The sequence below is a fragment of the Brevinematia bacterium genome (assembly GCA_039630355.1).
Lineage (GTDB): Bacteria > Spirochaetota > Brevinematia > DTOW01 > DTOW01 > SKYB106.
In genome coordinates this window covers 1-23,734 of record JBCNVF010000063.1, presented here as the reverse complement: position 1 = coordinate 23,734, position 23,734 = coordinate 1, and the positions used below count along the sequence as shown (strand labels likewise).

Here is a 23,734-nt window from a genome sequence, read left to right as displayed (position 1 = left end):
AGTGCTTACTTGGTTTGCAAAGTAGACTGCAAGAGAAAGGAATATGAGTGATCAAAGCTTTCTACTTGCTAAAGGGGACTTAGAGGGTTTATAATTTCTGCAATACCCTTTGGTGAAGTAAAATGAGGTCTGTAATTAGATCCAGAATTGACAAACTTTTGATCAGCACTGCAGGTAATCCGTTTATAACCTCCAAGTGCGAAGATCTTTTTTATTTTTCCCGCTTCACTGGTGATTGTGGCTCTGTCATTATTTCACAACCTAAGTCTTACATAATAACTACTAAAATGTTTCAGGAGAATGTTTTAAAGGAGGTTGATAGCTCTATATTTGATGTGCATATAACTGATAAGAAGGAGATACCTTCTAGGATAATAGAGATACTCACAAGTTTAGAGATAGGTGAGATTTTTATCTCTTCAACGGATACTAAGCTAAACGAGTTTATATCTGTGATAGAGTTAGCTAAGGAAAAGAAACTTCTGGGGTTGAATAAAAAACTTCTTTCTCTTAGGGAGGATCACTTTGCTGTGGGGAATATAAAGGTGTATTTTAAGGAATATTTGACTCACAAAGTTAGGATGGTGAAGGAAGAGGGGGAGATTGAAATAATCAAAGACAACCATCTTTTATCCGATGAGGGGTTTTTATACATTCTCAGGTTCATAAAGCCTGGGGTGACTGAAGCTCAGATATGTGCAGAGCTAGAATACTATCTAAAGTCTAAGGGAGCTGAAGAGATGGCTTTTCCAACTATAGTTGCTTCTGGAACTAGATCCTCTTTGCCACATGCTAGAGCTTCTTCAAAAGTAGTATCAAACAATGAACCCATAGTGATAGACTTTGGTATAAAGAAGGACAGGTATTGTACAGATATGACCAGGACAGTATTTTTGGGAACTCCTCCTCAAAAGTTTAAAGATGCTTACAATGTGGTGCTTGAGGCTCTTAGTGAAGGTATATCTTTTGCAAAAGAAGGTGTTCTGGCAAAGGACCTTGATAATAAAGTTAGAAGCGTTATAGAGCGCTATGGATTTGGAGAACACTTTACACACTCAACGGGGCACAGTGTAGGGTTAGAGGTACATGAATTTCCTTTTATCAGTAAGGACAATTCTCAAGAGTTGAAGGAAGGGATGGTAATAACCATAGAGCCTGGTATTTACATTCCTGGCGAGTTTGGAATAAGGACAGAAAATATGGTCTTGATAAGGAAGAATTCCTGTGAAACTTTGACGAAACTAGGAACCGAGCTTATAACCTTATAGTCAGATCTGTTAAATTTTCAGCAATAAATTCCAAGATTTAACAACTAGGTATGTTTTTCCCTTTACTTCCCTTGCCACAGTCTCTTTCGGGACCGGAGGTGATGTCCTCTCAATAAAATCTTGAAGCTTGGTGTAAAGTGACACTGTTGAAATTAAGCTTTATTGAATTTTTAGTGCAAAGATCTCATTAGGTTTGAAGATACCTCTATCAGTTATTATTCCAGTGATAAGGCTTGCTGGTGTAATATCAAAAGCAGGATTCCAAACTTCTACTTCCGGAGGAGCAATAAGTTGGTTTCGGAAGAATCTTACCTCGTTGGGATCCCTCTCCTCTATTGGTATCTGCGATCCATCTTCTAGGCTGAGGTCTATTGTTGTGTATGGTGCAGCGACGTAAAATGGCACTCCGAAATACTTACACACTATTGCTAGGTTGAGTGTTCCTATTTTGTTTGCAGTGTCTCCATTTTTGACTATCCTGTCTGCACCGACTATTGCTAGGTCTATTTTGCTTCTTGAAAATAGAAATGACAGCATGTTATCGGTTATAAGGGTAACTGGGATTTTGTTTTTTGCAAGTTCGTAGGCGGTTAGTCTTGCTCCCTGTAAAAGTGGACGAGTTTCTAAGACAAAGACGTGCTTTATTTTTCCATCTTGAAACCCTTCATATATTACTCCTAGTGCTGTGCCTATACCACCAGTTGCAAGCATGCCAGTATTACATATTGTTACTACATTAGCATTGTTTGGTATTACCTTTTGACCATTTTTTGCAATTTTATTGCATAGGTTTCTATCTTCGTTGTGGATAGCTATTGCTTCAGCTTCAGCTAATTCAAGCGCCTTCTCGTAATCGTTGGTATTGAGAGTTCTTATCCTATTCTCAATCCTATCAAGGATTGTGAAGATATTGTAAGCTGTGGGTCTGGAGTTTCTCAGCGAGAATAGTATGTAGTCAAGCTTCTCTAGTGTTTTATACTGAAAAAGTCCTATGCATACTCCATAAGCAGCAGAGATTGATATGAGTGGCGCTCCTCTCACTGCTAGACTCTTTATAGCAGAGACTACTTCTTCAATGGTCCTACACTCTAGGTAGATTTCTCTCTCAGGTAGTAACCTTTGGTCAAGTATTCTTAGGACACCTCTTCGGTAATCTATCACTTCCATTTTTTGCCTCGTAAGGTGATAAGAATTCTTTCCTTAAGAAACCAGAGGAATATCATCACTGATTCAAGAAATCTTTTCGCTTTGCTAAAGATCGTTTTAATTCCGAAGCTTCCTGCTATGATTTTAACACCACTATTGGAAAATATGAGAGAAGAATTCTTTAGGAGCTCTCTATCTTTGTGAATAAGTTTGATGAACTTGATTACATTATCTCCAACTATGGCTATATCGGGTTCAATTTTCCTGATTGTTTCAATTTTTTGGTTCTTATGCTTCTTGGTGTATATATTGTGGATACCAATGATGTTTAGCGAAGAACCACGAATTGAGGAATTAATATTCTTTTTAAATCTTGATACGATCTTGTCTGAGCTGTCTATAAGAAGTATTCGGTAGTGGTAATCCGAGATATGCCTGAGTGACCTAAAAATAGCAGAGGACTCCTTGACATACGTAACATTGTTGGACTCTTTGAGATTACCAACAAGCGATGCAATAAACTTTGAGGATGGAACAAAAATAGTGTGAGGAAGTAGAGCATTTTGAAATTCTCTATCAAAAAGAAGATGATACATTGTGTTAGGTTCTAGAAAGAGGATAGAGAATTTCTCTTTAGTAAGTAGGTTTTTAAAAACTTTCTCTGATATTTCCTCTTCCGATAGGAATCTTATGTCTGCACTCCAAAAGTTCGTTTTTTTCATATTTCCTAACCTTAGATTTTCTCTGTCATTTTCTCTCCTAATATTCCCTCTGGTTTTAGGAGAAGAGTTAGTATGAGTATTGAGTACACTATTACATCCTTGTATGCGGAGGATATGTAAGTTTCTGCGAAGATTTCAAATATACCTATCAGGAAACCTCCTAATACAGCTCCCGGGATACTGCCTATTCCACCAACAACTGCAGATGTGAAAGCCTTTATCCCTGGTATAAATCCCATGTCATACCTTATCATAGAGTAGTAAGCTCCGTAGAAGAAACCACCTACTGCTCCCAAGAATGCCCCAATGAAGAACACTAAGGATATTACTTTGTTGATACTTATTCCCATAAGACTTGCGGTATTTCTATCTTGAGAAGTTGCTCTTATTGCTATGCCAAGCTTTGTTTTTGATAAAAATAAAGCTAGTGCTAGCATCAGGAGAAGAGTTACTAAAGTGATTAAAATTCCCTTGTACTCAAATCCTAGGAAATTTCCCTGAGGGAACAAATCTGAAATGATACGGTAAGGTATTGCATAACTACTGACGAATATGAAAACAATGTTCTGTAACACTATTGAGACACTTATAGCGCTTATAAGTGGTGTAAGTCTTGGTGATGCTCTAAGAGGTCTGTAAGCGATTATTTCTATCATTACTCCTACCATTCCTACAATTGTTGCAGCGACTATCACCGAAATTGGGAGAATAATGCCAAAAGCTGTGGAAAGGGTAGAGAGAAGAATAAAGGTTCCCAGGGATATGTATGCACCAAGCATAAAAATCTCACTGTGAGCAAAGTTTATCATAAACAATATTCCGTAAACCATTGTGTATCCAAGAGCTATTAGTGCATAAATGCTTCCAAGTGTTATACCATTGAGGATCTGAGCTATAAGAAGTTCAAACATATTTTGTTTATTACTATTATTAAGGTCAAGTATTCTTCTTTTCAAATCAACCAAGAAGGTGTCAATAAATTCCAATAGGTATGATTTTTTCTTTTGTTTTTCTCGCAGTCTTTGTTTCCGTTAGGTGAGTAGCTGAGAATCTAAGCTTTCTGCTTGTCTATTCCTTTTGCCTCTAAGGTGCTCGTTGCTTATAAAATTCACTTTGCACAAAGCTTCTTTGTTTTTAAAAGTATTTATCCGATTTTCAGGAGTTGCAAAGGAAAGAAGAAACTATACCCAATCGTAAATTACAGATTATGTTGGACATTTTCTAATAAATTCCAAGATTTAACGATTAGTTAATGCTTTTCTTTTATTCTTCTTCTTGCATCACTGTTGACTGGGTGAATACTCTTCTTAAGTAGGCATCTAAGGGGCTCAGTGTGAAGCGGAGTTTTGTGATTGACGAATACTGTCTAGAATTGGGGAAGTAAGCAGACAAAAAGTTTAAAACCTTATCTACTATGAATTGGACTTTGTTGTGGAACTTATTGATAAGTTGTTAGATTTCCTTATAGTTGTTTAAAATTCTCATAGCAAGGAGGGAGTAATGGCTAATATAAAGTCAAATGAGAAGAGGGCAAGGCAAAGTAGGAAAAGGTATATTAGAAACAGGGTGTGGAAAGAGAAGGTGAAGGTGCTTAGGAAAAAGATAGTGAAGTATGTTCTATCTGGAAATATTGATAAAGAGGAATTGAAGAAGATGTTGAAGGAGTATCAGTCTCTGGTTGACAAAACCTATACTAAGAATGTTTTCAAGAAGAACAAGGTTGCAAGGTTAAAATCAAGAATATTTAGTTTTATTTCTAAACATGGTATAGAGCTGAATTAGTTTTTCACTGTTCGGGGCGTAGCTCAGATGGTTAGAGCGCATGCCTTGGGAGCATGAGGTCCCCGGTTCAAGTCCGGGCGCCCCGAATCTAGGAATCTGGTTAGAGAACTTTATTTAACCTAAGTACTATTACTGCACTGCCTTTGAAACCTATTACTCTAGTTAGACTACCTTTGTATAGGGGAATAGTGGTTTCTGATTCTAGGTTTAGTACGTACTCTGAGAGGACATAGTTTTTCACATTACCATTTCCTTTAGAACTTATTTTCACCACAGTGATATCCATAGTTTCAAGCTCAGTAGCTCTTAGTTCACCTATAGTTTGGAAGTAGAAGTTTCTCGGAGTTCCGGATGTAACAGTTAGTATGTTACTACTTTCGTTTCTTACTTCAATGTCTCCTACTGAAAAATTAAAAGAGGTGAAGGTGAGTTCATTAGTTGTTCCCACTTCTGGTAGCGCTGGTATTAAAAGGTCTAGTATTGCTTTGATTCCTATTGGATTCCCAAAAATTTCTTTATTCCCTTTCTCGTCCATATAGAAGGAAATAACTACATTGGTAGTTGCTAGAAGCTTCTGGATTTCATTGTTTATGTCAATAGAAGGTTTGAATACGATATTACTTATAGCTAGAGTATACAGTTTCTTGTCTTTGTAATATGAGACAGCGATAACTATATTTGCTTTTAGGTTGAATTTGCCAGATGAAGAGAACATAAAGTATGATAGTACGCCACTTCCGTCAACGTTGAGGTCGTAGGTGTAGGTTTTACCTGCCTCGTAGTCATAGATGTATTTTACCTCTTCTCTGCTGGGAATACACCCTGTAATTGACAAAATGACAAGGAGAGCAAAAACTCTCAAAAAAAGCTTTTCCATATCAGCACCTCTCATTTCTTATCTATAATGAAAACATCTCGCTTATCGCTCTGATTCCGAAATGAAAGACATTTAGACTACCTTGGTCAAAAGGTTCGATAGCTGGATCTCTAACGAGATTGTTTTGTAAGAATATGAAGATTTTACCTCCTTTGTCTTTGAGGTAGAGCGCTATTTCTGCATAATGCTCAGTGACGATATTCTCTATTTTGGACCATTTCCAAATCTCGTTGTCTCCCAAAAGATCAAACCACCAATAGCCTTTGGCGTAGAACCCAAAATTCTTGAACAACTCTACATCTACAATCATTCCTATTGAAAAGGAGTCAACTATCTTGTTGACTTTGTATTCTGAGTCTGATTTGAATGATGTGTAGGGGTAGGTTTTGTACCACACTGTCTCATCAACACTCATAACATAGAAGTCGTTTCTTATAAATGGTATAGCTTCAACGACCATAAAGTTGTTTAGATTGTATATTTCTAGTGGATCTGGAAAAAACCTAAGCCACACACTATCCCATATTATGACTCTAGCTCTGACTTCGTCATAGAGTGTTACGAGATCGGCATTGTCAATGTCGTGTTTGCACCTATGCGTAAAGCTTCCTTGGAAGTTAAAAGTTCCATACTTGTAGGAGAATAGTATTCCCTCCTGCCAATAAAATGACCTTGGATCAAAATAGATGATGTTGTTTGAAGAAGCAATAAGTTCAATGTCAGAAAAGAGAACGATGCTGAAGAGGTTTTTATACCTAAAAAGTTCTCCAAAAACGCTAGCTTTTGCTATCCAGAAGTGGTTGAAATCGGTAAAAGGTTCGGGGAGATATTTGCCAAACTCGGCAGTTGCAGCGGTGAAGGTAAGAAAGTTGAATTCTTTTTCGCCAATCGGTGTTTTTAGAGGTGAGATCATGTAGGTTCTGTCAATGGTTATTACGCTGTAAACATTTGTGAGGATAAAATTTGTAACTACAACCAAAGGTATTACTTTTACTATTTTTCTCATAAGTTTAGGAATTAAGCTTGTCTAATTTTCAGTAAGCACTTCCAGTTTTTTCAAGTTTGTGAGCGTAAGGTTTAGCTGTTGTTTTGTGCTGTGATGGTTTTTGAGGACTTTTGATATTGTAAAAGATTGACTATTAGTTGGGCTTTATTTATATTTCAGGTAGAGAGGGGTATGGGTATGGATCCAGTTTTGAGAGAAGCGATAGCTAAGGTTGAGGATAGGAGAAGCAGATTTGAGAAGAGAGTATTAGTTTGTGGAGGTGCAAGTTGTGATCATTTATTAAAGGGTAGTAAGAAAGTGATTGATGTTATAAGAGAATTTCTTAAGAGATATAATCTTGAGAATAAAGTTGATGTAAGTCAAGTTGGTTGTTTGGGGTTGTGTGGTCGGGGGCCACTGGTGAAGATAGAGCCTGATGGGGTAGTGTATGAGAGAGTGTTTGTTGATGATGTTGAGAGAATAATGAAGAAGCATCTTGTTGATAAGGAGATTGATGAGAGAAATCTTCTGGATACTAATATACCTTTCTATCAGAGGCAAGTTAGGATAGTATTAGATCATTGTGGAGAAATTGACCCTGAGAGTATTGAGGAGTATATTGCGGTTGGTGGGTATGGTGCTCTCTATAAGGCGGTTACCGAAATGACGCCTGAGGAGGTGATTTCAGAGGTTAAAAAGAGTGGTTTAAAGGGAAGAGGTGGAGCTGGATTCTCAACTGGTGTGAAATGGGAGAATGTATCAAAGCAGGAAGGTGAGATAAAGTATATAATATGCAATGCGGAGGAAGGTGATCCTGGTGCATTTGTAGATAGGGGAATACTAGAAAGCTTACCGCATAGGGTTCTTGAGGGTATGGCAATAGCTGGGTATGCGGTAGGAGCTTCTCATGGGTTTATCTGCATAAACTCAAGGTATACCTTGGCGATTGATAGGATAATTAAAGCTATAAACTCTGCCGAGAGGTTAGGAGTTTTGGGCACTAGAATATTCGGCACTAATTTCAATTTCAGGATAGATGTTAGAATAGCAGTGGGTGCATACATAACAGGTGAGGAGACAGGGCTTATTTCACTTCTTGAAGGTAGAAGGGGAAATCCTAGGCAGAAGCCACCATTTCCAACGGAGAAGGGAATTTATGGGCGTCCTACTGTAGTAAACAACGTTGAGACATTTGCAAACATCTATGCTATAATTGAGAACGGCGGTGAATGGTTTAGGGGTTTTGGCACTAAAAATAGCCCTGGCACCAAACTTTTTAGTATTACTGGAAAGGTAAACAACATAGGGTTAGTGGAGGTTCCTCTTGGAACTCCGCTCAGGGAGATAATATTTGACATAGGTGGGGGTATTCCTAATGGGAGAAAGTTTAAGGCACTACAAATAGGGGGACCTTTAGGTAGCTTTGTTCCTGAGGCGCTGATAGACACGCCAGCAGATTTTGAGAGTATGCGGAGGGTAGGAGCTAACCTAGGGTCGGGAGAATTTATAGTTCTTGATGATAGTAGTTGCATTGTAGATGTGACGAAGTTCTTCATAGAGTTTTGTGCAGACGAGTCTTGTGGACAGTGTGTGCCATGCAGAGTGGGAGATACTGTGATAAAAGATATATTGGTCAAGATCACTAAGGGAAGTGCTACTCAAAGGGATTTTGATAACCTTCTCCAGCTAGTAGATGTTATAAGAGAGTGTAGTCTATGTGGATTGGGACAAGGGTCGGTGAATCCACTAATCTCGGCACTTAAGTATTTTAGGGAAGAGTTTGAAGAACACTTTGAGAAAAGGATATGTAGAGCAGGGGTGTGTGAATTATCTCATTTTGAGGAGGCTCTTGCACATTGATATTGGTGAAGGTTGAGTTGTATTTAACAATTTTTATAACAAATGCTACAAGTTATGTATTATTTTGCAAGTTCGTTAAACTTCTCGCTTAAAATATATAAAATTTAGGTAATCTAGAGGAGGGAAAAGTGACTTCGGAGGAACTGAGGGAAGTAGCAGAAAAGCAGATTGAGAGTTTGAGTAAGTATAAGTATAGGATTTTGGTATGTAGTGGGGCTAGCTGTTATTCTCTGGGTAGTAACTCTTTCAAGAAGGTTATTGAGGATGAATTAGCGAAATATGGTATAAGGGATCAGGTTGCGGTGATAAATGTTGGTTGCTTGGGACTTTGTGGAAAGGGTCCACTTATGCTTGTTGAGCCAGATGGGAAGATCTACACTAACGTTTCTGAGGCAAATTTGCCGGAGATAGTGGAAAAGCATTTTGTTAGGGGGACTCCTGATGAGAGGAATATCATAACTAGGGATGATCCTTTTTACAGAAAGCAGTTTTATATAGTGTTGAAGGATTTTGATAAGGTTGATCCTGCAAGTCTTGAACAGTATATTGCTACTGGTGGATATTCAGCTTTGGCTAAAGTCTTGACAGAGATGAGTAGGGAGGATGTTATAGAGGAGGTAAAAAAGAGTGGTTTGAGGGGGAGAGGTGGTGCAGGATTTCCGACAGGTATAAAGTGGGAAACAGTTGCTAAACAGTCCTCTGAGCTTAAGTTTGTCGTGTGTAATGGTGATGAGGGAGACCCGGGAGCCTTTATGGACAGAAGTGTTATGGAGAGTATGCCCCATAGATTGATAGAAGGGATGACTATAGCAGCTTATGCGGTTGGTGCTACGCAAGGGTTTATATATGTAAGGGCTGAGTATCCACTTGCGATAGAGAGGTTAAATAAGGCTATAAAGGAAGCAAGAAGGGCTGGATTACTTGGTGTTGATATAATGGATACTGATTTTAGCTTTGATATACACATTAGGGTTGGAGCTGGAGCTTTTGTATGTGGTGAAGAAACCGCTTTGATTGCGTCAATTGAGGGTAGGAGAGGAATGCCTAAGCAAAGGCCACCGTTTCCAGCGGAGAAAGGACTTTGGGGATACCCAACTCTTATAAACAATGTGGAAACTTTTGCGAATATTTACGCAATCATTGAAAATGGTGGAGATTGGTTTTCGTCTATCGGAACTGAGAGAAGTAAGGGGACTAAGATCTTTGCTCTTGCAGGGAAGATAAATAATACTGGGCTTGTTGAGGTTCCTATGGGTATAACTATAAGAGAAATGATATACGAGATAGGTGGAGGAATACAAGGCGGAAAGAAGTTCAAGGCTGTTCAGACTGGTGGACCTTCTGGTGGTTGTATTCCTGAGAAATATATTGATCTTCCTATTGATTACGATAGCTTGAAGCAAGTTGGTTCTATAATGGGATCTGGTGGATTTATAGTGATGGATGAAAATACTTGTATGGTTGATGTTGCGAAGTTTTTTATGGAGTTTTGCGCTGAGGAGTCTTGCGGTAAGTGCATACCTTGTAGGGTAGGAACTGTAACTTTAAGGAATATACTTCAGAAAATAACAGAGGGTAGGGCTACTATGACGGATTATCGCAATCTTAAAGATCTTGCCTTTGCTGTTAGAGAGATGAGCTTGTGTGGACTTGGGCAGACTGCTCCTAATCCTGTCTTAAGTTCTATTACATATTTTGAGGAAGAGTATTTAGCTCATATCAACGAAAAGAGATGTATTGCTGGGGTTTGTGAAATAAAATCTTTTGATACTATAAATTCTTATGTTTAGGAGGTCATATTATGAGTGTTTTAACTTTAACCATAAATGGTATTGAGTGCACTGGAAGAGAAGGACAGACGATTCTTGATGTTATAAGAGAGAACAATATTCCTATTCCTGCTTTGTGTAATTTAAAAGGACTTACTCCTGTGGGTGCTTGCAGGTTGTGTCTGGTTGAAGTCAGAGGGATTTCTAAACTAGTTCCAGCTTGCACTACAAAAATTCAGGAAGGAATGTTTATTGAGACGGATACTGAGAAACTGAGGACTTATAGAAGGATATTAGTTGAATTACTGTTTGCTGAGGGAAATCATGTATGCGCTTCTTGTGTGGTAAATGGAAACTGTGACTTACAGCAACTTGGATTTATGGTAGAAATGGATCATGTAAGGTTTGATTACCTTTGGCAGTCTTTCCAGATAGATGCGTCTCATCCTCGGTTTGTGGCAGATCAAAGTAAATGTGTGAAGTGCACAAGGTGTATAAGAGTTTGTGATGAGGTTGAGGGAGCGCATGTTTGGGATCTTAAGGGTAGGGGAATTGCAACTAGAATTGTCTCGGGGCTAAATCAGCCTTGGGGGCAGGTTAAAGAGTGCACTCAGTGTGGCAAATGTGTTCAGGTATGTCCTGTGGGAGCTTTGTTTGATAAAACTGCGACTCCATCTGAAATGGTTAAAGATAGGAGCTTTTTGCAAAGAATTCTTGAAGGAAGGGAGGCTAAACTATGGGCAAGATAAGAATAGGCACTGTTTGGTTAGGTGGTTGTTCTGGTTGTCATATGTCGTTTCTAGATCTAGACGAAAGGCTACTTGAGCTTGCTCAGTATGCTGAGTTTATGTCCTCGCCAATTACTGATTGGAAGCTCCATACACCTATCAAGGAGTATCAGGATTACCCAGAAGTTGATATTACCTTAGTTGAAGGAGCTGTTGTGAATACAGATAATGTTGAAGTTCTCAAGATCGTGAGAGAGAGAAGTAAGCTAGTTATAGCGTTTGGAGATTGTGCGGTTTCGGGTAATGTGCCTGCTTATAGAAATCTTTTTGGGGTAGATGATGTTCTGAATGCAGTATATTTGGAAAAAGCGAGTTACAATCAGCAGGTTCCGTCAGATAAGACAGTCATTCCTAAACTTTTGAATAAAGTTGTGCCTATCTCTCATGTTGTGAAGGTTGATTACTTTATTACAGGTTGTCCACCTTCTGCTGATACAATCTGGTATACTATAAAATGTTTGCTTGAAGGTAGACAACCTAAGTTTACGGAAGAGCATTATAGATATGGTTAGGAGGTAAGTATGGTGAAAAGGATAATAGTTGACCCTGTTACAAGAATAGAGGGACATGCGAAGATAAGTATATATCTTGATGATAATGGTAATGTTGAGGATGTTCATTTTCATGTTACTGAGGTTAGAGGGTTTGAGAAATTTTGTGAAGGGAGATTGTATACCGAGATGCCAGGTATAACGCAGAGGATATGTGGGATTTGCCCAGTTAGTCATCTTCTGGCATCTGCTAGGGCTGGTGACGATATTATGGGAATTGAGGTTCCAGAAGCAGCAAAGCTTCTAAGATATTTAATGAATTCTGCACAGTTTGTTCAGTCTCATGCTCTTAGTTTTTTCCATCTATCATCACCAGATCTGTTATTAGGGTTTGATTCAGATCCAGCGAAAAGAAACATCTTTGGGGTTATAGAGAAGTTTCCTGACCTAGCAAAGAGAGGTATCAGGCTTAGGAAGTTTGGGCAGGATATTATAGAAATGCTTGGTGGCAAAAAGATTCATCCAGCCTGGGCTGTGCCCGGAGGAGTTAGAGAGCCTTTATCGGAAGATAAAAAGCAGGTGATACTAGACCAGATTCCTGAGGCAAAGGAAACTACGCGAATAGGAATTGAGTTTTTCAAGTCCTATATTGATAAAAACAAAGATACTGTAGAGAACTTTGGAAACTTTTCAAGCTATTTTGTTGGGCTTGTGAATGAGGATGGCTCCTATAACCATCATGATGGGCTTCTAAGAGTTATTGATGCTAATGGAAATGTGATTCTGGATAAAATTGATCCTAGGAAATACTATGAGTATATAGGTGAGGCAAGCTCAGAGTATTCTTACCTAAAGTTCCCATATCTTAAGTCTGTTGGATATCCTGGTGGAATGTATAGGGTTGGACCGCTTGCAAGGCTTAATATAGTAAATAGGATGGGAACTCCTTTAGCAGATAAGGAACTAAAGGAGTTTAAATCTCTTTCACCGAATGGGGTTGTGCTAAGCTCATTCATGTATCATTATGCAAGGCTTATTGAGATCCTCCATTGCCTTGAGAAGATAGAAGAGATAGTGCAGAATCCTGTGATTTATAAAGGAAAATACAGAGTTTATGGTGGAGTGAACAAAGAGGTGGGTGTTGGGGTTTCCGAAGCACCAAGAGGAACGCTGTTTCATCATTATTGGGTTGATGAGAATGGCATATTACAGAAAGTTAACCTTATAATTGCAACGGGACACAATAACCTTGCAATGAATAAAACTGTTTTGCAGATTGCTAAGGCATACATAAAAAATGGGGATGTAAAGGAGGGAATGCTGAACAGAATTGAAGCTGGAATAAGATGTTTTGATCCTTGTCTTTCCTGTTCAACACATGCTATCGGGCAGATGCCGATGAAGGTGGAGATATTTGATAGCAGGAAGAATTTGGTAAAAACGATCATAAGAGACTAAGCTAGATTTCTAGGGCTGATGCAAAATAGTTTGAATTCACCGATTGGTTTTCTGCTTACAGTATTTTTAACTTATCAGGCTTAGCTATTTTTGATAAGGAGACTTAGGATTAAATATACTTAGTGCAGGTTATGAGGTGTGTATTTTGGTGTGTATTGGTTTTGATGATATTGATGGGGGAGATAGGCATGGGAGGGGGAATCTCTGAAGTATTGAAGACTTTAAGCAAAAACAGAACTGATTTTTCTCTTGATAATGGTCTTAGAGTTGTGATATTGAATGTTAGTGATGCTAGAAGTGTGAATATACTATTGGGGTTTGAAGCTGGTAGTTTGTATGAGAGTAAACCTGGGTTGGCTTATCTCACCTCGCAGGTGCTTCTATTTAAGAATAGAAGATATGGAATGCTGGAGATACCAAACCATGTTGAGTCTTTGGGTGGGAGTATAGATACTTCGTCTGGGCATGATATAGCCACTATAGGCATTAAGTGCCTGTATGAGGATATTTACACATCTCTTTCAAAGTTATTTGATGTTTTGACTGGGTTTGAAGTGGATGGTGAGGTGTTGAATATAGTTAGGCCAAATATAATCTCTGCGCTTAAGGTTAAGGAGGATGATCCCTGGGAGTATACGAGGAGAGTGTTTTTAAAGGAACTTTATGGTGACCATCCTTATGGGAGAGAGCCTGAGGGAGAGGAAAGTGGTATAAGTGCTATTCAACCTGAGGATGTGGAGAAGTTTTTTAGGGATTTCTACACACCTGATAATGCGGTTTTGGTGATAGTTGGTAGGGTGGAGAAGAGGAAACTTGTGGAGTTTATAAAGAGAAAGTATTCCGGGTGGAAAGGGAAAAGAGCTGAAGTTTCGCTACCGGAGGTTACTAATGTGTCCAAAAGTAGGGAGGTTAGGATAAGCAAGAAGTTGAAGCAGGCTACTATAAGGGTTGGACACTTGTCAACCAATATTAAGGATCGCAATAGAGTAGAGCTGAAGGTGTTGAATTTTATTCTCGGGGGTGGTGGGTTTGGTTCTAGGTTGATGGAGAAGATAAGAGAAAGGGAAGGTCTTGCTTATGGGGTGTTTAGTAACTTCTATATTGATAGGAAGCTCAACGGGTATTTTTTCGTTGGGACGCAAACCGAGGGTAGGAATATCTCTAGAGTTGTAGAAATTATAACGAACGAGATTTTGAGTCTAGTAAGAGATGGTATTACAGAGAAAGAGTTAGAGGAAGCTAAAGGCTTTTCAGAGGGTTCCATACTACTTGGTATGGAAAGTTTCTCCACCATTGCTTCGTTTTTACTGTATGAGAAGCTTTTTGGGCTAAAGGAGAACTATTTTATTAAAGATGTTGAAAGAATTTCCGTAATTAAAAGAGAGGATATAGAGAGAGTTGCAAGAGAATATCTTCGTCCGACTGAGCTTGCGACAGTTATTGTTGGGGGTGAGTAATGGAGAAGAAGGAGCTACAACTGGAAGTCCCAGAGAATTTAGAAGTTACTCATTATTCAAATTTGATAATAGTTTCGTTCAATGAGGATGAGTTTATTCTTGACTTTGCTAGGATTATGCCTGGTAACAGAAACCCTAGAGTAGTGTCTAGGATAGTCCTTAATCCGAGGAATGCAAAGAGGCTTGCTGGTCTGTTGTCTAACAATATAGTTGAATATGAGAAGAAATTTGGTGTTATAATTCTTCCGGAGTTTGGTAAAGATGCTCATTGAGAGGTTGTTATTTGAAAATAAAGTAATACTCATCACAGGTGCTACTGGCACTATAGGTGGTGGTATCCTAAAATACATACTTAGTAACTTTTATGAGCTTGTCAAGGAGATAAGAGTGTTAAGTAGAGATGAGTATAAGCTGTCAAAGTTGGTTGAAGATCTTAAGGATTACAGGAAGGTAGTTCCTAAATTAGGGGATATAAGAGATGTTGAAGCTATTAAGAGGTATACCTCAGGTGTAGATTTGGTGATTCATTCAGCTGCTTTAAAGAGGGTAGAATTTGGAGAATACTATCCCTATGAGCTAGTGAAGACTAATATAGAAGGGACAAAGAATTTAGTTGATGCAAGTATTGAAAGTGGGATAGAGAGGGCTATGATGGTGAGCACTGATAAGGCAGTTGAGCCATCTAGCACCTATGGAGCAACAAAGCTCTGTGCGGAGAGGATATTTATCTCTGGAAATATAGATGAAAGGAATAACTTTAGAACCAAATTTTCAGTAGTTAGGCTTGGTAATGTTATAAACAGCAGGGGGAGTATTTTTGAAGTAGTGAAAGAGAAAAAGCGAAATATGGAACCTGTTTATGTGACTGATAAAAATATGACGAGGTTCTGGATAACTATAGAAGAAGCATCTAGGTTTGTAGTTAGGTGTTTGTCCTTGATGGAAGGTGGAGAGATATTTATTCCTAAAATGCAAGCGTCAAGGGTATTGGATCTTGTTAAGATATTATATCCTATGGCGAGAATTATTGAGTCTAAACCTAGGCCTGGTGAGAAAATCCATGAGAAGCTTATTTCGGAGTATGAAAAAAGAATTTGTTTTGAAAACGATGAATGTTTTGTGGTGTATCCTGAGATAGTGAACGAAAGGAAACCATTTGATACAATATACCTGAAACACTGGAATAGGGTGGCTTTATCTACTTCATTTTCTAGTGATGATTTTACAACTTCGGAAGTATCAGACTTTATTGAGGAGATTGAGGAATTTTAAGGAAGGTGAGAAGCTGTTATAGAAGATGAGAAAGAGGGTAGCTAGCTGTTGGTGTGTAGCAAGGCTACCCTTTAGGAAGAATTATTGTCTGGTAGTTGGTTCTTGAGATGCTACTTTTCTCTTCTTCTCCAATTCAACAAGTTCAACTTGGTCTATTATTTTTCTTAGCATTCTTTTGGTATACTCAATCTTTTCTTTTGAGAGTATTTGCCAATATTTCTCATCGTCAATGTCAAGTTCTTCATAAACTATAGCTCTGTCAAATGAAACAGCGACGTCCTTGAAGTATACAACGAAGTCGCCACCTTGTTCCTCCTGGGGTTTGTAGATTTTGAAGTAAGCCAGTTCTTTGTAAGGTAATGGTCTTGGGTATAAAGGAAGTCTTTGTAAAATTCTTTGATTGACTTGTTCAATATAATTTGGGTTTTCCCAGGCTAGTCTTCTCCATCCTTGGAAATATAATGCTCCCATAAAGTATTCTTCTTCTGCACCGTCTTCATTTCTAAAGATAACAGACATAAGGTGTTTATAGTTTCTACCTGCAACCCATACGGAAACTCTCTTGATCTGGAGAACATTCATCAGTATTCCGCTTTTTACTTTCTCTTCCTCGGTAAACTGCTTTTTTGAGAAGTCTCCTTCAGGATCTACTGGTGTACCGTCAAGGTAGTAAGGAGTAAATCTGAATGGAGGAATTATTTTAGCGTTTGAGAGGAATGGTGTTGCTGGAAATTTTATTCTCACACCCATTACATCTCCCCATTTCGCACTTTGGACCTTCAGCACGTATGAATTGACAATGTTTGGAACAAACCTTGCAGATGAGACCAATTCAACTTTCCAGTTATTTATTTTCCATGTTGCTGGATCAAACCAAATGTCCAGAAGCTTTTGGGCGTTTTCCTGGGAGTAGAACCATTCTCTGTATAAGTCTAGTCCTTCTTTCTTATAGCTATCAACTAGGTTCTGGAGATTCTGCTTCTCTCTTGCCAGATACTGGCCAATTTTTTGTTCGTATGAACCGAAGTCAATGAGAGTTCTTTCAATCTCTGCAAACCCTACTCCAACTGTTACTATTAAGAGCAAAACGGAAATCGCTACTCTTCTCATAACATCCTCCTTTTGCTTATAGGATTATCGGAAGGGTGTTATCCTTAGTTTAAAACCCTTTCCGATTCCATAAGAATGATAAATGTAATGGTTTTCTCTTTCAACGGCAACTGTCTTATTCACCAAACTCTAGGTGCAGTAGAGTCTAAAATTCTTTGTATGATGCTCAGTAATTTGGTTTAGGGTTGTGGGTGAGAATGAAAACATTGTAGAACACCTTGGCAAATATTTAAAAAATCTAGGAACCAGCAACTTCTGAGTATAAAGGGTCCAAGAAAGAAGAAAAGATTCTAATACATATAGCTAGTAAGGTGCATAATCGTGGAATTACTATGGGAAGGGTTAACAAGAAAATTCTTGAGAAAGTTGGAAACAGGAAAGTAATTTGGAATTTGTTGCTCTGGGTAGGCTTCTCTTGAAATGTGATGAGAGTTATATTAATAATTTATTTAAAGTTAGAGTTTATGCAAGAAGGTGAGAAAGATAGAGTTAAACACGATATAGTGGTAGATTTTCTAAAGCCGGGAATGATGTTGGCGGGAGATCTTTTTTCTAAAGAAGGAGTTTTACTCTGGCCTGCTAGAAGGCCAATAACCCAGAGTTTCATAAATCAAATAAAAGCTCAAGGAATAAAAGAGTTGTATTACACCAGGGAGATAAAGAAAGATCTCTCAGAGTTTCGTCCTCCTATGTTTTCGGAGGAGGTTAAGGAAAGTGCTAAGGAGGTGATAGATAATGTTTTACAGCAAGTAAAAGAAGATAAGAAAATAGAAATTCAGCAAGTTAAAGAGATTATAGAACAGCTTTTTAGAGAGATGATACAGAAGTTGGGGAAAGCGGTGATAAACCTTTCGGTGGTAAAGAACTACGATGAATACACCTATATTCACTCTATAAATGTCACGATACTGTCAATGTTTTTCTCAAAGTTTTTGGGGGCTAGTGACTTTGTCATAAAGGAGATAGGAACGGGTGCTTTACTACATGATGTGGGTAAGATCAAAATACCTACCTCTATTCTCTATAAGCCTGAAGAGCTTACGGAAGAAGAGTTTACTGTTATAAAAAAGCATCCAATAATAGGGTATTTTGCGGTAAAAGATGAACCCACTGTAAGCACTTATGCTAAGAAGATCGTCTTATTCCATCATGAAAGATACGACGGTAATGGGTATCCATTGGGGATAAAGTTTGACAGGATTGGTAGGTATCCACAGATTGTAAGCTTAGCGGATGTTTTTGATGCTTTAACATCAGAAAGGCCGTATAAGGGTGGGATGACTATACCTCAAGCGTTAGACTTTATAATGAAGAAGTCCGGAATATACTTTGAGCCTCTTCTGGCACAGAAGTTTATAATTGAGCTGTCAAAGCTTTACGGTCTACCATCTCCTTATATTCCTGGAGCCTTTGTATTGTTGAATACTGGAGAGAAGGGAGTAATACTCCAGAAAGATTCTGAGTATTCAATGAAACCAAGCGTTTTGATAATAGAGAATTCGCTGGGGAGGGTTAGTAGTAAGATAAAGCTGAATTTACAGCTAGATCCGCACCGATACATTGTAAAGGTGATTACTGAGATGGAAGAAGTTGACAGGCTGAAAATCCTGCTAATGTGATAGGAGGGACTGGATTATGTCCCCCCTAATAAGTAGGCGGTGCGATACCTATCTCTTGAGATTCAGTATTTCTTGTAACATCTGGTCAGTAGTTGTTATTGTTCTTGAGTTTGCTTGAAAGCCTCTTTGAGTAACGATCATATCAACGAAGGCATCAGATAAGTCAACATTTGACATTTCTAATGCACCAGAATATATTTTCCCTTTACCTTTTAGCTCAGCAGGACTGATATCCGCTAGTCCTGAGTTCATAGTCTCAATATAAAGGTTCTCTCCAACTTTTTCTAATCCTTGAGGGTTTGTAAAGCCAGCTAAAGCTATTTGCCCAAGAGGCTCTTGTAGACCGTTTGTAAAAACACCTATTATTGTCCCAGAACTGTCAATCTTAAAGCTTTCAAGGTATCCCATAGCATGTCCATCTTGGTCGTAAACTGATGCAGTTGAGGGTGAAGAGAATTGAGTGATACTGTTTTCTATACTACCTGCAACTCCAAGCTCTATCTTAACAGTCTGCCTTGTTCCATCAGGTAAAGTGAAACTTACATTGGCCATTAGGGTTCCAGCATCCAGAACCGTAGGATTTATACTGTTGTCGGATACACTTCTTAGAGTTCCTTTATTATCAAAGAGTACGGTAAATTGGTTGTTATTGTCAACTTTCTCTTCACCTACACTAACAACAACACCGCTAGCGTTTTCCACATTTACCGTAGCAACCCAAGTGTTAAGGTCGCTTCTAACAAAGTCAACGAACATTCTATACCTGTTTCCGTAGGAATCAAATATGTCAACACTTGTCTTATGGGTATATTTCTCTCTGTCAAGCAAGCTTGATTCTGGGGTTAAGATGGGTGTTCTACTGTCAAGATTTGATCTGTATTTGACTATGGTAGTAGCTGCTGCGGGGCTTTTGGCTCCTCTGGGTATAACTAAATCTTCTATCTGTCCAGATGGGTTTATTATTATTTCACCAGTCTCAAGCTTCTGTGCTTTCCACCCTTGTACTTTAAAACCACTTGAGTTGACTAGTGTACCATCTTTATCAATATAGAAATTACCAGCTCTTGAGTAAAACAATTGCTCACCCTTTTTCAGGACAAAGAACCCTTCTCCAGCAATAGCAAGATCGGTATTAATTCCTGTTGTTTGTATACTACCCTGCGTCATAATCTTATCAATGCTTGCAACTGTCATTCCTAATCCTACCTGCTTGGAGTTAATACCCCCTCGCTCATCAGTAGGTTTAGCAGATGCTTCCATCATCTGAGAGATAATGTCCTGAAATGTAACTCTTTCTCTCTTAAACCCATAAGTATTGACATTGGAAATGTTGTTACCTAAAACGTCCATCCTGACCTGATGGTTAATTAGACCAGATACACCCGAATAAAGTGACCTCATCATAACGTTTATCCCTCACAGCACTATTAACTTTCGGAAATCTACTAAAGTTCTTAAGAATAATAATCCTTACCTACTCATTCTCTTTGACTTGATGTTTCTTATGAAGGTATTACCAAACCTGTGAGCCTCGTCTCTGATTCTTTGTAGCAACCTTAGGGCGTAGGAGCTTCTTGGGAGCTTTAACTCCTCGCCATTAGGAAGTATTATTTTCTCCTCTTGCTTTGCAAGAGCAATGACGGGGATGTTTAATTCTAACTTCTTAAGAGATCTTGTAGCAGAATTTAATTGCCCTTTCCCACCATCAACGAGTATAAGCTCTGGTAGTTGCCCATCTTCCTTTTCCCTACTATATCTTCTGTATACGATCTCTTCTATCATCCCAAAATCATTTTGCCCTTCAACAGTCTTTATCTTGAATACCCTATAGTATTTCTTTGAAGCAACTCCATCTATGAATCTAACGCTGGAACCTACTGATATTTCATCACCATAGTTTGCAACGTCAAAGCCATCTATTACCGAGATGCTTTCAATACCTAGTATGTTACATAGCTCTTCTAATTCTTTGTTCTCCATGTCAATCCTAGCCAAGTGTTCGTTTAAGGTGATCTCTGAATTCTTTCTGCATATTTCCAAAATTTTACTGTCTTTCTCCTCTTGAGGAGCTAGAATATCAATAGGATAGCTGATACTGTCTTTAATCTTGTCAAAAAAGCTTCTAATTCCATGTAACATCTCAACCTCTGCAAAGATCCTACTGATTTTGAGATCCTCACTACTTAACAAGTATATTGAGGATAAGAACTTCTCTAAAGGATTCTCTTCTTCCTTCTTCTCTAAGGTTATACTTTCTTTCCCTAGGAACTTTCCTCCTATTATGTGGGCTATGTAGAAGTTTATGAGATCTTCGGTCTCAGAGAAGGAAATATAATCAGCGGTTGTAAATTCATCAGCCGAAAAAACAAACTGTTTTTGTGTCTCAATTTCCTTTAGTGCGTTTATGCTATCCCTTAGAAAGGATGCTTTTTCAAAGTTAAGATCTTTTGCACTTTCTTTCATTTCTTTTTCTAGAATCGCTATGACTTCGTCTATCTCACCTTTCAACACCTTTTTGGTTTTTTCAACATTGTTTATGTATTCTATTGGTGAGATTTTTTTCTCGCAAGGAGCAGAACAGCGATCTATGTAATAGTTTAGGCAGGCTTTTTTAGGCATTTTTCTACAAGTTCTTATCTTGAAGACTCTCTGTATGACATCCACTAGTTTATGAGGCAAGGTGCTATCTGTAAATGGCCCGAAGTATTCAAATTCATGGCTGGGTTCGTATTTGCGTGTAGCGTTTATGTAAGGAAACTCATCCTTTGATAACTTGACAAAGGGGAAAAACTTACTGTCCTTCATTAAAACATTGTATCTTGGTTTATGTCTTTTTATAAGGTTTGCTTCAAGTATTAGTGCTTCAGACTCGGTGTTTACAACTATATAGTCAATCTTTGCAACTTTGTTAACTAGGTTTTGAATTCTCCTTGAATGGTTTTTGGAAGTGAAGTAAGAGGTTATGCGGTTTTTTAGGTTTACCGATTTTCCAATATATAACACTTCTCCGGTCTCACTATACATTACATATACACCAGTAGTTTCTGGTATTTGTTTTAGAAATTCCTTGTTAACCACGATTTAAAGTATAAACAACTTAGTTTTACCAAGTCATCTAGGAAGATATATCAAACAATAAATTCCAATTTCCGTTAGGTGATAGATAAGATTTAACTTTTTGTTTACTCACTCTCTCTGTTTCTAGATAGCATTCATCAATCACAAATTTCACTTTGCACTAAGCCTTTTATTTATTAAGAAAAGTATTCACCCAGTCCCGACAGGGACTGCGAGGATAATGAAAAGGAAAACTACATCTTAGTTAAGATTTTGGATTTATTGGTATATCAAGGCCAAAGTCTGAGGTTGAAGTATAGATTTTAGTAGGTTGGAAGTAACAGGAAGTTATTGCGAAACTTTTTGTCAGACTTCAGGAGTTTTTAGGTGGTTTTAATCTTTGAAAAGAACGTTTGGTATTATTGCTTGGATGATTTTGGGTTTTTGGTCTGTCTATACGCTTATAAATATGTCTATCAGGGTATTAGGATCAAAAAATTCTTTGTAGGTTTTTATGGCGAAATTGTCGGTCATTCCAGCAATATACCAGCAAGCAAGTCTTACTCTCCATTCTTCACTATTATTTGCATTAAACCTATCCCAGTATTCTTGGTATTCTCTGGGGTAAAGATTTCTTGCGTTTTTATCTGTAAATACCTCAAATAACTTCTCAATTATCATCTCACACTTTTCCCTTGTTCTGAGGATGTTTTTGCTTTTGTAGATAAGTTCATCTTCAATTGCTCTCAGGACTCTGTTTTTCAACTTTACATTTTCTCTGATTTTAAGTTTATAGCTATACCTAGTGTTCTTTTCGTCTACTTTTTCCAACTCTACTCCCATTACGAAGTCGTTTATTAGTTTTGATGTTATGGCTTTTAGTCTTCTTTTTCTTTCAACTTCCGAGGGTGAGTTTTCAATAAATTCTACTATCTTTCTTACTCTACCGAATATTCTCTCAATTTTGTCTGGTGGTTCACGAAAATGTTTTATGACTTTTTCAAGAAGACTGTTGTTAAAGAAGTGACTTTTAAGGAGTCCGCTTTTTATGCCATCTTCAAGGTCGTGGACGGAGTAAGCTGAGCTATCAGCCCAGTTTACAATCTGACATTCTATGCTTCTTTTGTTCTCAATAGGTTTGTTGGACAACCAATTAGGATCAATCCATGTTATTATTGAGCTGAAGAAGTCGTATGTGTAGAGGAATTTTTGTTTATTCTCATTTTTAGTAGTTTTGTATTTTAGAAGCCCATCAAGAGTAGCTCTTGTTAGGTTGAGTCCCTTATCTTCAATCTTGGTTTCTAAGAAGCAGAGGATTATGATGTTGTGGGCGTTTGCGTCAAACCCTTCAAAATTGTTGAGTCTGTTCAGGCATTCTTCACCTGTGTGTCCGAAAGGAGGGTGTCCTATGTCGTGAGCAAGAGAAATGGCTTCAAGAAGTTCGGTATCTATTCCTAGTTTAAGGCCTATTGCTTTTGCAATCTGTGCTACTTCAATTGAATGTGTAAGCCTAGTGCGGTAAAAATCCATAAGTCCTGCACCATACACTTGAGTTTTTGCTTGAAGTCTTCTGAAGGCGCTACTGTGTATTATTCTATCACGGTCTATTTCGTAAGGTTTTCTCCTATCACCTCTTTTTCTCTTTTCCTTTACTATTCTCTCATAGTCAAATTCCGTATACTTTACTCTTAGTTTTCTCATGCCATTTGTTCTCAAAACCTTTCTAAATATAAGAAAAGCCGAAGTTGGAAGGCAACTTGTTAAGTTGCCAGATGGTAGTTTGTTAGGTGATAATCTTGAAAAAGTATGGTATTAAGAGGTGTTATTAGGAGTATTTCAGCGGTCAGTCTAGCTGTAGGTGTCTTGGTTTTTTTAGGAGTATCTGAGGAGAAGGGGGAGGTAGGTATAGACTGGGGAGGTGATAATGTGTTTGTTGTGAGGGGAGAGTTGGTGCTGGAGGATGATGATGGTAGGGTTATTGGGAAGTTAGGTGATGGTAAGAAGTTTAAGGTTGAGATGGGGTATAGGGGCAGGTTTTATGTTGTGAGTGAGGATAACCGTAGGGGTTGGATA

The 23,734-nt window shown here is 38.2% G+C and carries 21 protein-coding genes and 1 tRNA gene; 13 read left to right on the top strand and 9 right to left on the bottom strand.

Annotated features, from left to right (window positions below; genetic code table 11):
- Positions 1 to 122 precede the first annotated feature (122 nt).
- The gene (locus ABDH28_04800; protein MEN2998334.1) at positions 123 to 1,268 is read left to right on the top strand and encodes a M24 family metallopeptidase; all 1,146 of its coding nucleotides are present in this window, start codon (positions 123 to 125) and stop codon (positions 1,266 to 1,268) included.
- Positions 1,269 to 1,427: 159 nt separating this feature from the next.
- On the opposite strand, the gene mtnA is transcribed toward ABDH28_04800, so the two are convergent.
- Genes mtnA through ABDH28_04785 form a run of 3 tightly spaced genes read right to left on the bottom strand, consistent with a single transcriptional unit; the run spans position 1,428 to position 4,047 of the window.
- Positions 1,428 to 2,435 carry an S-methyl-5-thioribose-1-phosphate isomerase gene (gene mtnA, locus ABDH28_04795; GenBank protein ID MEN2998333.1) on the bottom strand — a complete coding sequence of 336 codons (1,008 nt, stop codon included), beginning with the start codon at positions 2,433 to 2,435 and terminating at the stop codon, positions 1,428 to 1,430.
- Complete coding sequence (locus ABDH28_04790) at positions 2,426 to 3,136, bottom strand: WecB/TagA/CpsF family glycosyltransferase (protein ID MEN2998332.1); 711 nt, start codon at positions 3,134 to 3,136, stop codon at positions 2,426 to 2,428. Before ABDH28_04790 ends, mtnA begins: the two co-directional genes overlap by 10 nt.
- A gap of 11 nt (positions 3,137 to 3,147) precedes the next feature.
- The gene (locus tag ABDH28_04785; protein MEN2998331.1) at positions 3,148 to 4,047 is read right to left on the bottom strand and encodes a branched-chain amino acid ABC transporter permease; all 900 of its coding nucleotides are present in this window, start codon (positions 4,045 to 4,047) and stop codon (positions 3,148 to 3,150) included.
- A 589-nt stretch (positions 4,048 to 4,636) separates the two neighbouring features.
- Between ABDH28_04785 and rpsT the strand changes: the two genes are divergently transcribed.
- Positions 4,637 to 4,918 (top strand): 30S ribosomal protein S20, encoded by a 282-nt coding sequence (rpsT, locus tag ABDH28_04780; protein ID MEN2998330.1) that lies wholly within the window; start codon positions 4,637 to 4,639, stop codon positions 4,916 to 4,918.
- 12 nt (positions 4,919 to 4,930) lie between these two features.
- A tRNA-Pro gene (locus ABDH28_04775) sits at positions 4,931 to 5,004 on the top strand.
- Positions 5,005 to 5,018: 14 nt separating this feature from the next.
- Here ABDH28_04775 and ABDH28_04770 read toward each other — a convergent pair.
- Together ABDH28_04770 and ABDH28_04765 are read right to left on the bottom strand one after the other, a co-directional pair.
- Positions 5,019 to 5,795, bottom strand: coding sequence for a hypothetical protein (locus tag ABDH28_04770; GenBank protein ID MEN2998329.1), 777 nt, complete (start codon positions 5,793 to 5,795; stop codon positions 5,019 to 5,021).
- A gap of 22 nt (positions 5,796 to 5,817) precedes the next feature.
- On the bottom strand, positions 5,818 to 6,801 hold the full coding sequence (locus ABDH28_04765) for a hypothetical protein (GenBank protein MEN2998328.1): 984 nt from the start codon (positions 6,799 to 6,801) through the stop codon (positions 5,818 to 5,820).
- A 177-nt stretch (positions 6,802 to 6,978) separates the two neighbouring features.
- On the opposite strand from ABDH28_04765, the gene ABDH28_04760 reads away from it, so the two are divergent.
- From ABDH28_04760 to ABDH28_04725, 8 genes are all read left to right on the top strand, one after another.
- A complete protein-coding gene (locus tag ABDH28_04760; protein ID MEN2998327.1) occupies positions 6,979 to 8,640 on the top strand; it encodes an NADH-ubiquinone oxidoreductase-F iron-sulfur binding region domain-containing protein in 1,662 nt (553 codons plus the stop codon).
- A 176-nt stretch (positions 8,641 to 8,816) separates the two neighbouring features.
- Positions 8,817 to 10,430 (top strand): NADH-quinone oxidoreductase subunit NuoF, encoded by a 1,614-nt coding sequence (gene nuoF, locus ABDH28_04755; GenBank protein ID MEN2998326.1) that lies wholly within the window; start codon positions 8,817 to 8,819, stop codon positions 10,428 to 10,430.
- A gap of 11 nt (positions 10,431 to 10,441) precedes the next feature.
- Positions 10,442 to 11,158 (top strand): bidirectional hydrogenase complex protein HoxU, encoded by a 717-nt coding sequence (gene hoxU / locus ABDH28_04750; GenBank protein MEN2998325.1) that lies wholly within the window; start codon positions 10,442 to 10,444, stop codon positions 11,156 to 11,158.
- Entirely contained in the window at positions 11,146 to 11,709 is a 564-nt protein-coding gene (locus ABDH28_04745; protein ID MEN2998324.1) for an oxidoreductase, read from the top strand. Before hoxU ends, ABDH28_04745 begins: the two co-directional genes overlap by 13 nt.
- A gap of 9 nt (positions 11,710 to 11,718) precedes the next feature.
- The gene (locus ABDH28_04740) at positions 11,719 to 13,146 is read left to right on the top strand and encodes a Ni/Fe hydrogenase subunit alpha (protein MEN2998323.1); all 1,428 of its coding nucleotides are present in this window, start codon (positions 11,719 to 11,721) and stop codon (positions 13,144 to 13,146) included.
- Positions 13,147 to 13,277: 131 nt separating this feature from the next.
- The gene (locus ABDH28_04735) at positions 13,278 to 14,603 is read left to right on the top strand and encodes a pitrilysin family protein (GenBank protein ID MEN2998322.1); all 1,326 of its coding nucleotides are present in this window, start codon (positions 13,278 to 13,280) and stop codon (positions 14,601 to 14,603) included.
- Entirely contained in the window at positions 14,603 to 14,875 is a 273-nt protein-coding gene (locus tag ABDH28_04730) for a DUF3467 domain-containing protein (GenBank protein MEN2998321.1), read from the top strand. The genes ABDH28_04735 and ABDH28_04730 overlap by 1 nt, the downstream gene beginning before the upstream one ends.
- The gene (locus ABDH28_04725) at positions 14,865 to 15,875 is read left to right on the top strand and encodes a polysaccharide biosynthesis protein (protein ID MEN2998320.1); all 1,011 of its coding nucleotides are present in this window, start codon (positions 14,865 to 14,867) and stop codon (positions 15,873 to 15,875) included. The genes ABDH28_04730 and ABDH28_04725 overlap by 11 nt, the downstream gene beginning before the upstream one ends.
- 81 nt (positions 15,876 to 15,956) lie before the next feature.
- Here the strand turns inward: ABDH28_04725 and ABDH28_04720 are convergent, their stop codons facing one another.
- Complete coding sequence (locus tag ABDH28_04720) at positions 15,957 to 16,985, bottom strand: flagellar filament outer layer protein FlaA (protein ID MEN2998319.1); 1,029 nt, start codon at positions 16,983 to 16,985, stop codon at positions 15,957 to 15,959.
- A 464-nt stretch (positions 16,986 to 17,449) separates the two neighbouring features.
- On the opposite strand from ABDH28_04720, the gene ABDH28_04715 reads away from it, so the two are divergent.
- Positions 17,450 to 18,604, top strand: coding sequence for an HD-GYP domain-containing protein (locus ABDH28_04715; protein ID MEN2998318.1), 1,155 nt, complete (start codon positions 17,450 to 17,452; stop codon positions 18,602 to 18,604).
- A 48-nt stretch (positions 18,605 to 18,652) separates the two neighbouring features.
- On the opposite strand, the gene flgE is transcribed toward ABDH28_04715, so the two are convergent.
- The 3 genes from flgE to dgt all read right to left on the bottom strand — a co-directional run bounded on the left by flgE (position 18,653) and on the right by dgt (position 23,362).
- The gene (gene flgE / locus ABDH28_04710) at positions 18,653 to 20,008 is read right to left on the bottom strand and encodes a flagellar hook protein FlgE (GenBank protein ID MEN2998317.1); all 1,356 of its coding nucleotides are present in this window, start codon (positions 20,006 to 20,008) and stop codon (positions 18,653 to 18,655) included.
- Between the two features lie 66 nt (positions 20,009 to 20,074).
- A complete protein-coding gene (gene uvrC / locus ABDH28_04705; GenBank protein MEN2998316.1) occupies positions 20,075 to 21,682 on the bottom strand; it encodes an excinuclease ABC subunit UvrC in 1,608 nt (535 codons plus the stop codon).
- Between the two features lie 432 nt (positions 21,683 to 22,114).
- Positions 22,115 to 23,362, bottom strand: a complete 1,248-nt coding sequence (gene dgt, locus ABDH28_04700; GenBank protein ID MEN2998315.1) for a dGTP triphosphohydrolase — start codon at positions 23,360 to 23,362, stop codon at positions 22,115 to 22,117.
- 105 nt (positions 23,363 to 23,467) lie between these two features.
- Here dgt and ABDH28_04695 point away from each other — a divergent pair.
- Positions 23,468 to 23,734, top strand: a 267-nt coding sequence (locus tag ABDH28_04695; GenBank protein ID MEN2998314.1) for a hypothetical protein, incomplete at its 3' end; no start/stop codon positions are given.

Coding starts and splice junctions, on each gene's coding strand:
- dgt (MEN2998315.1), bottom strand. CDS start 23,362: ATGAGAAAACTAAGAGTAAAGTATACGGAATTTGACTATGAGAGAATA.
- ABDH28_04740 (MEN2998323.1), top strand. CDS start 11,719: ATGGTGAAAAGGATAATAGTTGACCCTGTTACAAGAATAGAGGGACAT.
- flgE (MEN2998317.1), bottom strand. CDS start 20,008: ATGATGAGGTCACTTTATTCGGGTGTATCTGGTCTAATTAACCATCAG.
- ABDH28_04760 (MEN2998327.1), top strand. CDS start 6,979: ATGGATCCAGTTTTGAGAGAAGCGATAGCTAAGGTTGAGGATAGGAGA.
- ABDH28_04720 (MEN2998319.1), bottom strand. CDS start 16,985: ATGAGAAGAGTAGCGATTTCCGTTTTGCTCTTAATAGTAACAGTTGGA.
- ABDH28_04785 (MEN2998331.1), bottom strand. CDS start 4,047: ATGTTTGAACTTCTTATAGCTCAGATCCTCAATGGTATAACACTTGGA.
- ABDH28_04730 (MEN2998321.1), top strand. CDS start 14,603: ATGGAGAAGAAGGAGCTACAACTGGAAGTCCCAGAGAATTTAGAAGTT.
- ABDH28_04725 (MEN2998320.1), top strand. CDS start 14,865: ATGCTCATTGAGAGGTTGTTATTTGAAAATAAAGTAATACTCATCACA.
- hoxU (MEN2998325.1), top strand. CDS start 10,442: ATGAGTGTTTTAACTTTAACCATAAATGGTATTGAGTGCACTGGAAGA.
- ABDH28_04765 (MEN2998328.1), bottom strand. CDS start 6,801: ATGAGAAAAATAGTAAAAGTAATACCTTTGGTTGTAGTTACAAATTTT.
- ABDH28_04715 (MEN2998318.1), top strand. CDS start 17,450: ATGCAAGAAGGTGAGAAAGATAGAGTTAAACACGATATAGTGGTAGAT.
- ABDH28_04735 (MEN2998322.1), top strand. CDS start 13,278: ATGAGGTGTGTATTTTGGTGTGTATTGGTTTTGATGATATTGATGGGG.
- rpsT (MEN2998330.1), top strand. CDS start 4,637: ATGGCTAATATAAAGTCAAATGAGAAGAGGGCAAGGCAAAGTAGGAAA.
- ABDH28_04770 (MEN2998329.1), bottom strand. CDS start 5,795: ATGGAAAAGCTTTTTTTGAGAGTTTTTGCTCTCCTTGTCATTTTGTCA.
- ABDH28_04745 (MEN2998324.1), top strand. CDS start 11,146: ATGGGCAAGATAAGAATAGGCACTGTTTGGTTAGGTGGTTGTTCTGGT.
- ABDH28_04800 (MEN2998334.1), top strand. CDS start 123: ATGAGGTCTGTAATTAGATCCAGAATTGACAAACTTTTGATCAGCACT.
- mtnA (MEN2998333.1), bottom strand. CDS start 2,435: ATGGAAGTGATAGATTACCGAAGAGGTGTCCTAAGAATACTTGACCAA.
- ABDH28_04790 (MEN2998332.1), bottom strand. CDS start 3,136: ATGAAAAAAACGAACTTTTGGAGTGCAGACATAAGATTCCTATCGGAA.